Genomic DNA, 12,471 nt, shown 5'->3' on the forward strand with positions numbered 1-12,471 from the left:
TCGTTGGAAGAGGGACCACGGCGACGCTACAGGACGTGGACGACGGCGCGCGAGGGTACGCCGTGTCCGGCTCCGGCCATGTTGGGGGCCGCCCGGTCGAAGGCGTGGGTTTTTGGCCCCGGGCACCGCGCAGGGAGCGGTGGACCGTGCTCGCCAGGTCCCTCCGGGCGACGGCACCGGCGAGACCCCGGTGGGGCCTCGCCGAGGACCGGCAGGTCGAACATGCGCTGTTCGGGGGCGGCCCCGCGCCGGACGACGCGGAGGTCGGCCCCGTCAGAGGCCCACCATCGACATCCCGGCGGCGTTGTACCGGTCGCCCTGGACACCCACCCGCGCCGCGAGTGTGTCCAGGTCGGCGACCTCGTCGGCGGAGAGCGCCACCCGTGCGGCACCGGCGTTCTCCGCGATCCGGCCGCGACGGCGCGTGCCGGGGATCGGAACGATCCACGGCTGCTGGGCGAGCAGCCAGGCGAGCGAGATCTGGCCCGGCGTGGCCCCCTTCGCCTCGGCGAGGGCGCGGACGTGCCCCACCAGTGCCTCGTTGGCGTCGATGTTGTCGGCGGCGAACCGCGGGATGGTGGACCGGATGTCGCCCGAGGCGAACTCGGTCGAGGAGCCCACGGTGCCGGTCAGAAAGCCCTTGCCGAGTGGACTGAACGGGACGAACCCGATGCCGAGCTCACCGCAGGTCGGCAGTACCTCCGGCTCGGGATCGCGGGTCCACAGCGAGTACTCGCTCTGCACCGCGGTGACGGGGTGGACCGCGTGGGCCCGCCGGATCGTCCCGGCACCCGCCTCGGAGAGCCCGAAGTGGCGCACCTTCCCGGCCTCGACCAGTTCACCGACGGCTCCCGCGACATCCTCGACCGGCACGTCGGGATCGACCCGGTGCTGGTAGAAGAGGTCGATCACGTCGATGCCCAGACGCTGCAGCGACGCGTCCGCGACCCGCCTGATCTGCTCGGGCCGGGAGTCGGTCCCGGCCATCTTCCCGTCCTGGATGTTCCAGCCGAACTTGGTGGCGATCACGACCTCGTCGCGCAGGGGCGCCAGCGCCTCGCCGACGAGCTCCTCGTTGACGTGGGGCCCGTAGACCTCGGCGGTGTCGAAGAAGGTGACGCCCTCCTCCTCCACGGCGTACCGGATCACGCCGAGCATCTCGTCGCGGTTCCCGGGGTTGGGGCCGTAACTCTGCGACATGCCCATACAGCCGAGGCCGACAGCGGAGACCTCTAGGCCCTGTCCGAGTGTGCGTGTGTGCATGGTGCCTCCTCAGGCTTCGGGGATCTCCGCCCCGAAGTTCTCGCGGGTGATGGCGGCGGGTTCGGGCCCGCCGCGGACGCCGGTGTCCAGGGCGTCGATCGCGGCGAGTTCCTCGGTGGTGAGTTCGAAGCCGAACACGTCGAAGTTCTCCGTGATCCGGGACGGCGTCACCGACTTCGGGATCGCCTGGCGGCCCTGCTGGAGGTGCCAGCGCAGCATCACCTGTGCGGGTGTCCTGCCGTGCGCGGACGCGATCCCGCGGATCACCGGGTCCTCCAGGGTGGAGCCCTCGGACCCGTCACGGTAGAACGTGATGCCCCCGATCGGGGACCAGGCCTGGTTGAGGATGCCGTTCGCACTGTCGTACTGCAGCACCTCGGGCTGTCGGAAGTACGGGTGGACCTCGATCTGGTTGACCGCCGGCACGATCTCGGTCCGGGCGAACAACCGGTCGAGGTGGCCGGGCATGAAGTTGGAGACGCCGATCGCCCGTACCCTGCCGTCGGCGAGGAGCTTCTCCAGCGCCTTGTAGGCCTGGGTGGTCAGCTCGAACTCGCCGGGCAGCGCCTGGTGCAGGATCAGCAGGTCGATCTGCTCGACGCCGAGCTTCCCGGCGGACTTGTCGAACGCGTGCAGGGTCTCGTCGTAGCCGTAGTCCGTGATCCAGACCTTGGTCTCCAGGAACACCTCGTCGCGGGCCAGACCGGACCGGCGGACAGCCTCACCGACCTCCCGCTCGTTCCCGTAGGCCGCGGCGGTGTCGATGTGCCGGTACCCGGTGGACAGCGCGGCCCCGACCGCGGTGATCGTCTGCTCCGGCGGGGTCTGGAAGACGCCGAACCCGAGGGCCGGCATCTGCACGCCGTTGTTCAGGGTGACGTTCGGAATGCTCATGCCCTCACGCTAGGTCACGATCGGCTCGCAGGGGAGGACCTGACGGGCCGGGTACCAGCAGTGCCCCCCACGGAGCCGGATCCCGGCGGCCGGTCAGGGAGGACCCTGCGTCACGGAGCGTAGCTTCGGTCGGGGTACCGGCAGTACCTCCCACATCGCGCCCGGGGCGTCTACCGTGGAGACATGGGAACGATGGACCTGCGCAGCGAGATCCGTGAATTCCTGAGTTCGCGGCGGGCGCGCATCACTCCGGACCAGGCGGGCCTCCCGGCCTACGGCGGCAACCGCCGCGTCAAGGGGCTGCGCCGTGAAGAGGTCGCGATGCTCGCGGGCGTCTCGGTGGACTACTACGTACGCATGGAACGCGGCAGCCTGGCCGGCGCGTCCGAGAGCGTGCTCGACGCACTGACCTCGGCCCTGAAACTGGACGAGGCCGAGCGCGACCACCTCTTCGCCCTCGCCAGGGAGTCGGGGGCCCGCAGCAGCCGCCGCGTGCGCAGCGCCCCGACGACCGTCCGCCCCGTCCTGCAGCAGGTCCTCGACGCGATCACCGACGCCCCGGCCTGGATCCGCAACGGCCGCCACGACGTCCTGGCGATGAACCAGCTCGCCCGCGCCCTCTACGCTCCGGTGCTCGCCGACCCGCGACGTCCGGCGAACACCACCCGGTTCGTCTACCTCCAGCCCGAGGCGGCCGGGGAGTTCTTCGTCGACTACGACCAGATCGCCCAGGACGCGGCCGCGATGCTGCGCCTGGAGGCGGGCAGGGACCCGCACGACAAGTCGCTCATCGCGCTGGTCGGCGAGCTCTCCACCCGGAGCGAACTGTTCCGCCAGAGGTGGGCCTCCCAGGACGTGCGTTTCCACCGTTCCGGGCGCAAGCGGTTGAGCCACCCCGTCGTGGGCCGACTCGACCTGGACTTCGAGGCGATGCAGCTCCCCTCCGAACCCGGCCTGCACCTGAACGTCTACACCGCGCCCACCGACTCCCCGACGGCAGACGGCCTCAAGCTGCTGGCCTCCTGGGCCGCCGGCCAGGAACGGCTTCCCACCGAGGAGCCCCCGGTCAACCGCTGACGCCGGCCTCCCCCCACCGCAGGCGGAGGACCTGGGCCGCGGTCTTCGCCCGCGTCGCCGCGGCCCTGGGCGGCCGGACCGAGGAGGACGGTCCCACCCGGAACGCGGAAGCAGGTGCGGGACTCCGTGCGGCAACCGGTGTCCCCGCGTGAGCGCGGTGTCGGTGCGGGGCGGGGAGAACGCGGAACCTGCTACGTTCCCTTGCGCGTTCTCCTTGGAAAACACACATAGAGGGAGTGGTTGCTTATCCACCGCACCGGACCTCGCGTCGCCGCGTCGGCGCTCCTCCTGGTCCCCGTTATCGCCCTGGGAACCACCGGCTGCCTCGGTAAGGAGGGAGCCGCCGTCGAGGAGGCACGGATCACCGGGGAGGTCCCGCAGGAGATCCTGCGCAGGTCCGGATTCTCCTCGGCCGTGGACGGCTTCGCCAGGGACCTGGACGCGGCCTCCGGAGCGGACGACGCGGGCGCGATCGTCGAGCGCCACGCGGACGCGCTCTGGCGGAAGGCGGTGGAGCGGGTCCAGGGAACCGGCGCCGTCGAGGGGGACCTGAGCGCCGGGGACGACCGCCCCCTCTACTGGGCGCGGCTCGGCATGACCTCGGCCCTCAACCGCTGGGAACCGGGCTTTGAGCTGGAGGACGCCGATCGCGCCGCACTCGTGGCCGACATGGAACGCCGCTCCCGAGGCCAGAACGACGCGGACCCCCCCGAGGCGCCCGGGGAGTCCGAGGCGTCCCACGTCGTCGTGACCGGGTTCGACCCGTTCGGCCTCGACAGCGACATCCGCCAGGCCAACCCATCCGGCGCGGCCGCCCTCGCCCTGGACGGAGCGGTGATCGAGGCCGGTGACGGCGTCGTGGTCGTCAAGGCCATGCTCTTCCCGGTGCGCTGGCGGGACTTCACCGACGGCATGGTCGAGGAGGCACTCCTGCCCCACTACACCGGTGACCGGCCGGCGGACGCTGTCATCACCGTCAGCCAGGGCCGGGACGGCCGGTTCGACCTGGAGGCCCACAACGGCGCCTGGCGCGGTGGCGCCGCGGACAACGAGTCGGCCGGCACGGAGGAGATGGTCCCCGTCCCCGACGGCGTCCCCACCGTCACCCCGCAGTCCCAGTGGTCGGACTCCTCCCTGGACCACGCGTCCATCGTCGAGGAGACCGACGGGACACCGTTCCCCGTGGTCGACAACACCACGGTGACCGAGATCCCCGAGGGTGAGACCGACCCGGTGGTGCGTCCGGACGGGCCCACGCCCGGCTCCGAGGCACGGTCCGGCGGCGGAGGCGACTACCTCTCCAACGAGATCGCCTACCGCAACACCCTGCTGCGCGACGCCACGGGCAGGGACATCCCCGCCGGCCACGTGCACACGCCGATCCTGCACTTCGGGTCCGGCGACAGTGTCACCGACGCCGAGTTCGAGGAGAACCGCGCGGCGATCGTCGGCCAGGTCGAGGACATCGTCGCGGCCGCCGTCCGGTCGTGACGTCTGCGGTCGGCACACCCGGGGAGTGACCACATCCCGGGCTTCCCCGGCCGGGCGGGTAGCTCATACTCCACCGTGATCGAGTTCGTCAGCACCGGGCGGGCAGAAGAAGACGAGGTGTCGAGACCTACGCCTGCCCCGGCTGACCTTCACACGCTCCGCACCATCCCCTTGAGGGCCGGAGGCTCAACGCTCCGGCTCTCCGGTGTTGGCAGACCCTCCCGGCAGGAAGCGCCCCTCCCCTGAGTGCGCCCTCGGCCGGGCACCTCAGGTCCCGCACTGCTCCGTGCCCTTGAGGGCAAACGCGTCGAGCAGGGCAGGAAACTCACTTCTCTGCAGGAGACCGCCTCGGTTCCTGGGCGGGGCGCCTCGGCAGCCAGTCCATCGCTGCCGCCCCCGCAGCGACCACCACGCCCACGGTGATCAGCGCCCATGCCCACGGCAGATGCGCCGACCGTACCGCCGAGCAGCCCACGGAGCCCATCAGGGCGTGATATTTCGTGCCGAGCGCGAACGAAGAACCGCACTCGCTTCCGGCGGGCTCCACCGGGACCGTGCCCAGCACGAACCCACCCGGCGCCAAGGCAGCACCGATCAGCACGAGCACACGCGTCACCTGAGACACCACAGACCTCCACGGGGGTACAGCGTCGGAGCGGGAGGCGCGAGGGCACACCAGTGTGCCACGTCAACCACAGATCACCCCGAGCACTGCCCCCTTGCCCGCGCACCCCCGGGAGGTGGGTACGCGTCGACCAGCGCAGGGCCACGACGGGCGAATGCGCGGCGGAAGAGGGGTCATACCGGACCGCGCGACCATTGTGAAGAAGATGTGTGCGTGTTCTGGGAGCGTTGACCGGACGAGTGCGCGGAGTGCAGGATGCTCATGCCTTTCGTTTCGGCTCGCGGAGTTCTTGCCCCTCAGAAGAGGAGATTGCCTTGTCTGCCATTGCTGCTTCGAGGTGGCCGGGGTTCGTCGCGGTGTCGACGGGCGCGTGGTTCCTTACCCCGCTGGCCTTTTTGTGGGGTGAGTCCGTGACGTGCGGCACCGGTCCGGGTGTGCCCGGGCGTCGCGTCTGAATTCCTGGCCGGGTGTGCCGGGCTTCCTGGAGTGCGACAATGCCGACCGGCTCCATCTTGCGTGTAAGGTGACCGGCGAATGAAATAGAAATGGTCGACGAATCGCGGAACAAAATATGTTATCGAAGTTCCGGTTCCATTGTTTCGGTACGTCGCCTCGCGGTCCGCCCCGACGCGCGGGCTCCATCCTCCACCCTCCACTCTCCACCCTCCGATCACAGACCCTCCGATCATCCTGAGGAGACACATGATGTCCGCTGACCGAACGAGCACCAGTCCCCGACGGACGACAGCCGTGACACTCACCGCCCTGCTCGCCACGGGGTTCACCGTCGGGCTGCCCTCGACCGCCGCCGCCGACACAGAACCCGCACCCATCTGCACCTCGGACACCTATCCGGAGGTCGCGCAGGAACTCGACCGGCGGATCCGGAAGGAGGTCGGGCTGCGTGACGGAACCATCGCCGTGGGTGTCTCCGCCTTCGAGGGGGACCTCGTCTGCGAGCTCGGGGCGGGCACCCGGTTCGACGCCGCCAGCGTCGGCAAGGTCGTCGTCCTGGGCACACTCCTGCGCACGGCCATGGACGAGGGCCGCGAGCTCACCTCCCGGGAGAAGGAGCTCGCGACCGACATGATCACGGTGTCGGGGAACGACTCCGCGGTCGAGCTCCGCAACCAGCTGGGCCCCGAGCGCATCCAGCACTTCCTCGACCTCGCCGGGATGGACGACACGCAGCTCCACCCCGAGGGCTACGTCGGCCTGATGAAGATCAACGTCCGGGACCAGCTGACCCTGCTCGACGTGCTCGGCACCGACAACGACGTGCTCGGCCCCGACGAGCGCGCGTACGCCCGCGGCCTCATGGGCGACGTGATCGAGGATCACCGCTGGGGTGTTCCCACGGGTGCGCCCGCGGGCGCCGAGGTCTACCTGAAGAACGGCTGGCTGCCCTACGACAACACCGACACCTGGCGGGTGAACAGCATCGGCGGTTTCCAGGACACCCCGATCGGCGACTACGACGTCGTCGTCCTCACTGACGGCAACGACGGCATGCGGTACGGGGTGGACACCATCGGGTCCGTCGCGGCCGGGGTGCACTCCGTCCTGTCCGGTGAGAGCGTAGGCACCCAGTCGCAGCCGCCCCGGACCCCGGAGGCCGTCTCCGACGGCTCCGACCGGGCCTGACCCCACGGCCCCCACCACCGGAACACGGGGTAGGGGCCGTGCCCCGGCCCGTCACGCCCAGGCTGCCCTCCGTCCACCGGCCGGAGCAAAGGTTTCCCACTATGTGGGAGTTGAGATCACATTTCGATCTCCCGGGGCGCGACCCCCGCCCCTCGGACGGACGTAGGGTGAGCCCCATGTCCACCGGTCCCACGGAACGCGCCGGCCCCCTTCAGCCGGTCGACAGGGCGCTCGACGTCCTCCTCAGCTTCGACGAGTACCGGACGAGCTGGGGGGTCCTGGAACTCGCCGACGAGTTCGGCCTGACCAGGTCGGCGGCCCAGCGGCTCCTCGCCTCGCTCGCGGGCAGGGGGTTCCCGCGCGCCGACCCCGACACCCGCCGCTACGGAATGGGCCCCGCCATGTGGCGCATGGCGGGGCTGTGGGAGCGGTCCGGCGGACTCTCCGCCCTGGCCGAGCCCCTGCTCGCCGACCTGGCCCGCACCTCCCTGTTCTGCGTCCCCGACGGCGCGCACGTGCGCTGCATCGCCGCCGTCAGCGGCTCCGAAGGGCCCCGCCGGTCCCACCCCTTCCTCGCCGAGCTCTACCCCGCCCACGCCGGGGCCACCTCCCGCGCCTGCTTCGCCTTCCTCGACCCCGCCGAGCGCGGGGCCCTGCTGTCGGGCCGCCCCTCCGCCCGCTTCTTCGACCTCACGCCGTTCGACGAACGCGAGGTCGAGACGCTCTTCGACACGACCGTCGGGCAGGGGTACGCGCTCTCCCAGGGCGAGTACGACGCCGCGTCCCGCGCGCCGGCCGTCCCCGTGTTCGGCGGCAAGCGCCCGGTGGGCCCGGTGACCCTGGTGGAGAACAAGCACTCCGACCACGACGACGACCTCCTCGACCACCTGACGCCGCCGCGCTCCGCGGGCGGCGAGCTCACCGGGCCGCTGTCCAACCGCCGCCCGGCACCGCCCACGCGCAGGTGGAGGCGGGGGCACGGCTCCCGCCCCTCCCCGCACCCGACCACTGACTGAAGGGGGACCATGCCCGAGCTGCTGCTCCTGTCCAACTCCACCAACCACGGCCGGGGCTACCTCGACCACGCGTGGCAGGACGTGGAGGCCTTCCTGGACGGCCGGGACACGATCGCGTTCGTGCCGTTCGCCGGGGGAGACCACCACGCCTACACCGCGCGGGTCGCCGAGGCCTTCGCCGCGCGCGGGATCGGGGTGAGGGGGGTCCCGGCCGACGCCGGGGCCGCACGCGTCCTGGACGGGGCGCAGGCGGTCTTCGTGGGCGGGGGCAACACGTTCCGCCTGGTGGCCACCCTCCAACGCACCGGCCTACTGGACGAGCTGCGTGACCGTGTCCTGACCGGCCTGCCCTACATGGGGGCGAGCGCGGGCACCAACATCACCGCGCCCACGCTGCGCACCACCAACGACATGCCCATCGTGGAGCCGGAGTCCTTCACCGCGCTGGGGTTCGTGCCGTTCCAGATCAACCCCCACTACCTGGACTCCGACCCGCGCTCGACGCACAACGGGGAGACCCGCCAGACCAGGCTGACGGAGTTCCTGGAGGCCAACGACGTCGATGTGCTCGGCCTGCGCGAGGGCGTCCACCTGCGGGTGGAGGGCGCGGGGTCGGACGTGGTCCGCGCGACCGTCGGCGGCACCGCTGTGCGGCCGGACGCACCCGGCCCGGCGATCGTCTTCCGCCGCGGCACGCCGCCCTTCGAGGTGTCGGGCGAGGTGACCGACCTGTTCGCCCGCACGCCCCGCTTCGACCGCCCGGCCTGACGCACACGGCACCGGGGGTCCGCGCGCAGGAGGAGCGTCCCGGACCCGGGCGCGTCCCCTTCGCCCTGGGCGAGGACACCCCGTTGCGGATGATCGCGCTGGCCGACATCGGCAGGATCGCCGCGGAGGCGTTCGCCGCACCGGACGAGTCCATCGGCCGCACGATCGACATCGCCGGCGAGGAACTGACCGTGAGGGCGATGGCCGACGTGTTCGCGAAGGTCGACGGCGTCCCGGCCCGTTTCGAGCGGCAGGCGATCGAAGAGGTGCGAGCGGGGAGCCGGGAGTGCGCGGCGATGTTCACCTGGCCCGACGGCAAGGGGTACCAGGCCGATGTCGCCGCGCTCCGCGCGCGGCACCCCGGGCTCTCGACCCTGGAGGCGTGGCGGAGCCAGGGGGTCTGACGGCCTGACCGCCGGGGCCCGGGCCCACCGCCCCTGGGAGGTGACGGCCGAGGACCGGAGCCACGGCAGGGCTGGGGCGTTCGTGCCCGGCGGGGGAGCATCCGCCGGAGTGCGTCGGGCGTTCCGGCCCTCCGCCTTCGCCGGTCCGACCGGTACACCGGGGTTGGTGGGAATACCGAGGAAGGCGCCGGCCGCGGGTGTGCGGGTGGTCCGGCTCCAGATGACGTGCTCGGCGCGGGTGGGCGCGTCGGTGACCTCGATGGTGGTCACCCCGGTCAACTGGGGCACGTAGGTGGAAGGGAGCAGAGCGATACCGAGCCCCTCCACGAACAGACGGGCCAGTCCGCGGAGGTCACCTCGAAGGTGACGTCACGGCTGAGACCGGCGGCCGAGAAGGCCTGGTCGGACTGGACGCGTCCTGCCGTCCCGGCGGGCAGGTCCACGAACACCTCCGAGGAGAGGCGGCGCAGGTCCACCGCCGACTCCCCGGCGAGCGGATGGTCCGGCGCGACCACGGCGACGTGGCGGTCGCGGGCGAGTTCGCGGGCGTGGACACCCTGGGGCCGCGCCGTGGTCGGCAACCCCAGGAAGGCCACTTCGAGAGCTCCTTCCCTGACCTGTTCGACCAGGTCGTCGCTCGCGCCCACGGGCAGGCCGATGCGCACGTGGGGGTACCGTCGGCGGAAATCGCGCAGGGCTCCCGGGACGTCGACCGCGGCGACGGTCGGGATGAGCCCACCGAGAGCCGTCCGCGCACCTCGCCGACGGCAGCGGCGTCGGCGGCGTCCAGGCACTCGCGTGCGGCGGGCAGGAACGCCGCCCCGGCCGGGGACAGCCGCACACGGCGGCTGGTGCGCTCGAAGAGCTTCGCGCCCAGCTCCCGCTCCAGGCGCGCGATCTGGTGGCTGAGGGCGGACTGGGCGACCAGACAGCGTTCTGCGGCCCTGGTGAAGCTGTTCGTCTCGGCAATGGCGACCACATAGCGCATCTGCTGGAGTTCCATGCGGTCACCTTATCGACATGTGCGCGAATATCAGATGGCCGGAAGAGATGGGAATATGCTTCTCCGGTAACAGGATGAGCGAAAACGGGAGGCGTGCCGGTGAACCCCCGCCCGGGGTGCGAATTTTCGCACTCGGGCCGGGGGCGGGGATTTCCCGACGGAATGGGAAAGGGGAGGGAAAGGCCTCCGGGTGGCCCGTCGAGGGCCACCGGGGGAGAAGCGGTAGGCGCGGGGCGGGGGACAGGGCGACCACACGGGGAACGACTGTCGTGACGCGGCCCCGGCCTACCGGTTGACGCTCCGGCGCGCCGGTCGGCGCCGGTGCGGGACAACGGCGACGAGAAGGCCGATACCGACGAGGGCGGTACCGAGCAGGCACGCTCCCGTCCAGTGGGCGTTGTTCCAGGCGAGGGGGGCGAGGGCTCCGCCGAGGGCGCCACCGGCGAAGAACAGGGTCATGAAGACGGCGTTGACCCGGCTGCGCGCCTCCGGCCGCATGTCGTAGCAGGTGGTCTGCGACGCGTTGAGCATGGCCGTCTGGCCCGCGTTGATCAGGATCACGCCGATGACCAGCCAGAAGATCTGCCCGTTCTGGGCCGGCAGCATCACGATCCACCCCGCGGCGGCCGAGAACAGCCCGGTGAGGAGGACGGCGCGAGTACCCGCGGTCGACGAAGTACCCGGCCAGCGGCATGCAGAGGGGGCCGATCACGCCGATGAGGCCGACGAGCCCGATGGCTGCGGGCCCGGCGGTCCGGCGCGCTGATCTCGGCGGCGAACGGGACGAGGACCTGCGCACCGACCGAGGTGACGGCCGCGAGACCGGTGGCCGTCAGCAGCAGCGACCCGTTGGGCGAGGCGCCGGCCACGGCCAGGAGCACGCCGGTGGCTGCCAGCAGGACCGCCGCAAGACCCCGACGCGAGTACCGGTCGCCGAGGGGCACCAGGAGGCCGAGCCCGAGTGCGTAGCCCACCCGGGCCATGGCGATGGTGAGACCGGCGGTGGTGGTGCTCATGGCCAGCTCGGAGCGCAGGAGCCCGAGCAGCGGCCGGGCGAAGTAGTTGCCCGCCACCGACAGGCCCGCTGCCACGGCCATGATCTGCAGGACGAGCGACGGGTGCGTTGAGCGGGTGGGGACGCTTCTCCCGCCGGGGATCCGGTAGTGGCCATGCCTTCATGATCGACAGGGCGCGACCGTGGGTCCAACACATTCTCTTCATGGTTTGCATCGTGGATTCAGATGCTTGCGCGGTCGCCTCAGAACTGCGGATGAAATGAGCGGAAAATTGATTGACCAGATGTGCCGCTGCCTGTCGAGAGGTCGAAATCCGGCGCCGGGAAGTCACGTTTCCATTGATTCACCCCGTCCTTTTCTGTTGATTCCGGTGTGATGTGACAGCGCGTCCGCGGAGAGGAAGAAGAGTGGACGAAGGACTGTTTTCGGGAGCGCGTGTCGGGGCCCGACATCATCCTCCGGCTCCCGGGTCTCTCCGGAGCCTGACCGCAGGGCCCGGGAAAATCGTTCCTTCCCAGGTAGCAGCATGTGCCGGGCCGGGTACCAACCCTCTATGGCACCCTTGAACGCGTTGGCACTCGTGTGCAGTCTCAAACCGTCGCCCGCTCCTTCGAGCAGTGAGCTGATGGCGCGGCAGGTTCTCGACGCCCTGGTCGAACGGGGCGTCACCGGTGACATGATCCGCGTGGTCGACCACGAGGTTCGTCCCGGTGTTAAAACCGACATGGGAGGCGACGACGCCTGGCCGGGCATGCGGCAGCGTGTCCTCGACGCGGACATCCTCGTGGTCTCGACACCGACCTGGGTCGGCCACATGTCCAGCGTCGCCCAGAGAGTCCTGGAGCGCCTCGACGCCGAACTGGGCGAGACCGATGACCAGGGGCGGCCGCTCATGTTCGGCAAGGTCGCCGTGGTGGCGGTCGTCGGCAACGAGGACGGCGCCCACAAGATCGTCGCGGACCTGTTCCAGGCGCTCGGAGACACCGGATTCACCATTCCGGCCCAGGGCAGCACCTACTGGAACAACGAGGCGATGAACCCCAAGGACTACAACGACCTGGCGCGCACACCGGAAGCGGTCGCCTCCACGACGGCCACCCTGGCCCGCAACGCGGCCCATCTGGCGCTGGCGCTGCGTGAGCATCCCTACCCCGCGTCCTGATCCGACCGCGGTACAAGGTCAGGGCCCCGGGCCCTGCGCCCCTCGCTCCCCGCAGGAGGGCGGAAGAAGCGGCTGCTGCCAGCCAGAGGCCGGATCTGGCAGCAGCCG

Annotated in this window: 14 protein-coding genes and 1 pseudogene; 8 read left to right on the forward strand and 7 right to left on the reverse strand. The window is 70.9% G+C overall.

The window, feature by feature from the left end:
• Positions 1–273: 273 nt before the first annotated feature.
• Both ACFWTE_RS11260 and ACFWTE_RS11265 read right to left on the reverse strand, forming a co-directional pair.
• Entirely contained in the window at positions 274–1,263 is a 990-nt protein-coding gene (locus ACFWTE_RS11260; RefSeq protein ID WP_378779205.1) for an aldo/keto reductase, read from the reverse strand.
• A 9-nt stretch (positions 1,264–1,272) separates the two neighbouring features.
• Positions 1,273–2,157, reverse strand: a complete 885-nt coding sequence (locus tag ACFWTE_RS11265) for an aldo/keto reductase (RefSeq protein ID WP_378779206.1) — start codon at positions 2,155–2,157, stop codon at positions 1,273–1,275.
• Between the two features lie 183 nt (positions 2,158–2,340).
• Between ACFWTE_RS11265 and ACFWTE_RS11270 the strand changes: the two genes are divergently transcribed.
• A complete protein-coding gene (locus tag ACFWTE_RS11270) occupies positions 2,341–3,234 on the forward strand; it encodes a helix-turn-helix transcriptional regulator (RefSeq protein ID WP_378779207.1) in 894 nt (297 codons plus the stop codon).
• Positions 3,235–3,474: 240 nt separating this feature from the next.
• Positions 3,475–4,725: a pyroglutamyl peptidase gene (locus ACFWTE_RS11275; protein WP_378779208.1), complete on the forward strand. Its 1,251-nt coding sequence runs from the start codon at positions 3,475–3,477 to the stop codon at positions 4,723–4,725.
• Between the two features lie 325 nt (positions 4,726–5,050).
• On the opposite strand, the gene ACFWTE_RS11280 is transcribed toward ACFWTE_RS11275, so the two are convergent.
• Positions 5,051–5,332, reverse strand: a complete 282-nt coding sequence (locus ACFWTE_RS11280) for a hypothetical protein (RefSeq protein WP_378779209.1) — start codon at positions 5,330–5,332, stop codon at positions 5,051–5,053.
• A gap of 768 nt (positions 5,333–6,100) precedes the next feature.
• Here ACFWTE_RS11280 and ACFWTE_RS11285 point away from each other — a divergent pair.
• The 5 genes from ACFWTE_RS11285 (at position 6,101) to ACFWTE_RS11305 (ending at position 9,474) form a co-directional block, all read left to right on the forward strand.
• Positions 6,101–6,994 carry a serine hydrolase gene (locus ACFWTE_RS11285; protein WP_378779210.1) on the forward strand — a complete coding sequence of 298 codons (894 nt, stop codon included), beginning with the start codon at positions 6,101–6,103 and terminating at the stop codon, positions 6,992–6,994.
• A 176-nt stretch (positions 6,995–7,170) separates the two neighbouring features.
• Positions 7,171–8,010 (forward strand): IclR family transcriptional regulator, encoded by an 840-nt coding sequence (locus ACFWTE_RS11290; RefSeq protein WP_378779211.1) that lies wholly within the window; start codon positions 7,171–7,173, stop codon positions 8,008–8,010.
• A gap of 9 nt (positions 8,011–8,019) precedes the next feature.
• The gene (pepE, locus tag ACFWTE_RS11295; RefSeq protein ID WP_378779212.1) at positions 8,020–8,778 is read left to right on the forward strand and encodes a dipeptidase PepE; all 759 of its coding nucleotides are present in this window, start codon (positions 8,020–8,022) and stop codon (positions 8,776–8,778) included.
• A gap of 83 nt (positions 8,779–8,861) precedes the next feature.
• On the forward strand, positions 8,862–9,182 hold the full coding sequence (locus ACFWTE_RS11300) for a hypothetical protein (protein WP_378779213.1): 321 nt from the start codon (positions 8,862–8,864) through the stop codon (positions 9,180–9,182).
• 166 nt (positions 9,183–9,348) lie between these two features.
• A complete protein-coding gene (locus tag ACFWTE_RS11305; protein ID WP_378779214.1) occupies positions 9,349–9,474 on the forward strand; it encodes a hypothetical protein in 126 nt (41 codons plus the stop codon).
• On the opposite strand, the gene ACFWTE_RS11310 is transcribed toward ACFWTE_RS11305, so the two are convergent.
• From ACFWTE_RS11310 to ACFWTE_RS11325, 4 genes and pseudogenes are all read right to left on the reverse strand, one after another.
• A complete protein-coding gene (locus ACFWTE_RS11310; protein WP_378779215.1) occupies positions 9,458–9,976 on the reverse strand; it encodes a LysR substrate-binding domain-containing protein in 519 nt (172 codons plus the stop codon). The two genes, ACFWTE_RS11305 and ACFWTE_RS11310, sit on opposite strands and share 17 nt — an antisense overlap.
• A gap of 86 nt (positions 9,977–10,062) precedes the next feature.
• Positions 10,063–10,185: pseudogene (locus ACFWTE_RS11315) on the reverse strand (LysR family transcriptional regulator); the annotation flags it as partial.
• A gap of 285 nt (positions 10,186–10,470) precedes the next feature.
• Entirely contained in the window at positions 10,471–10,791 is a 321-nt protein-coding gene (locus ACFWTE_RS11320; protein WP_378779216.1) for an MFS transporter, read from the reverse strand.
• Complete coding sequence (locus ACFWTE_RS11325; protein WP_378779217.1) at positions 10,791–11,282, reverse strand: hypothetical protein; 492 nt, start codon at positions 11,280–11,282, stop codon at positions 10,791–10,793. Before ACFWTE_RS11325 ends, ACFWTE_RS11320 begins: the two co-directional genes overlap by 1 nt.
• Before the next feature lie 472 nt (positions 11,283–11,754).
• On the opposite strand from ACFWTE_RS11325, the gene ACFWTE_RS11330 reads away from it, so the two are divergent.
• Positions 11,755–12,363, forward strand: coding sequence for a flavodoxin family protein (locus ACFWTE_RS11330; protein ID WP_378779218.1), 609 nt, complete (start codon positions 11,755–11,757; stop codon positions 12,361–12,363).
• The last annotated feature ends 108 nt before the right edge of the window (positions 12,364–12,471 follow it).

Origin of the sequence: Nocardiopsis sp. NPDC058631 (assembly GCF_042716955.1) — a bacterium.
GTDB lineage: Bacteria > Actinomycetota > Actinomycetes > Streptosporangiales > Streptosporangiaceae > Nocardiopsis.

Excerpts from the sequence above, each read along its gene's own strand:
- pepE (WP_378779212.1), top strand. The coding sequence starts at position 8,020 with ATGCCCGAGCTGCTGCTCCTGTCCAACTCCACCAACCACGGCCGGGGC.
- ACFWTE_RS11270 (WP_378779207.1), top strand. The coding sequence starts at position 2,341 with ATGGGAACGATGGACCTGCGCAGCGAGATCCGTGAATTCCTGAGTTCG.
- ACFWTE_RS11320 (WP_378779216.1), bottom strand. The coding sequence starts at position 10,791 with ATGCTGCCGGCCCAGAACGGGCAGATCTTCTGGCTGGTCATCGGCGTG.
- ACFWTE_RS11260 (WP_378779205.1), bottom strand. The coding sequence starts at position 1,263 with ATGCACACACGCACACTCGGACAGGGCCTAGAGGTCTCCGCTGTCGGC.
- ACFWTE_RS11330 (WP_378779218.1), top strand. The coding sequence starts at position 11,755 with ATGGCACCCTTGAACGCGTTGGCACTCGTGTGCAGTCTCAAACCGTCG.
- ACFWTE_RS11325 (WP_378779217.1), bottom strand. The coding sequence starts at position 11,282 with ATGGCCGTGGCAGCGGGCCTGTCGGTGGCGGGCAACTACTTCGCCCGG.
- ACFWTE_RS11265 (WP_378779206.1), bottom strand. The coding sequence starts at position 2,157 with ATGAGCATTCCGAACGTCACCCTGAACAACGGCGTGCAGATGCCGGCC.
- ACFWTE_RS11290 (WP_378779211.1), top strand. The coding sequence starts at position 7,171 with ATGTCCACCGGTCCCACGGAACGCGCCGGCCCCCTTCAGCCGGTCGAC.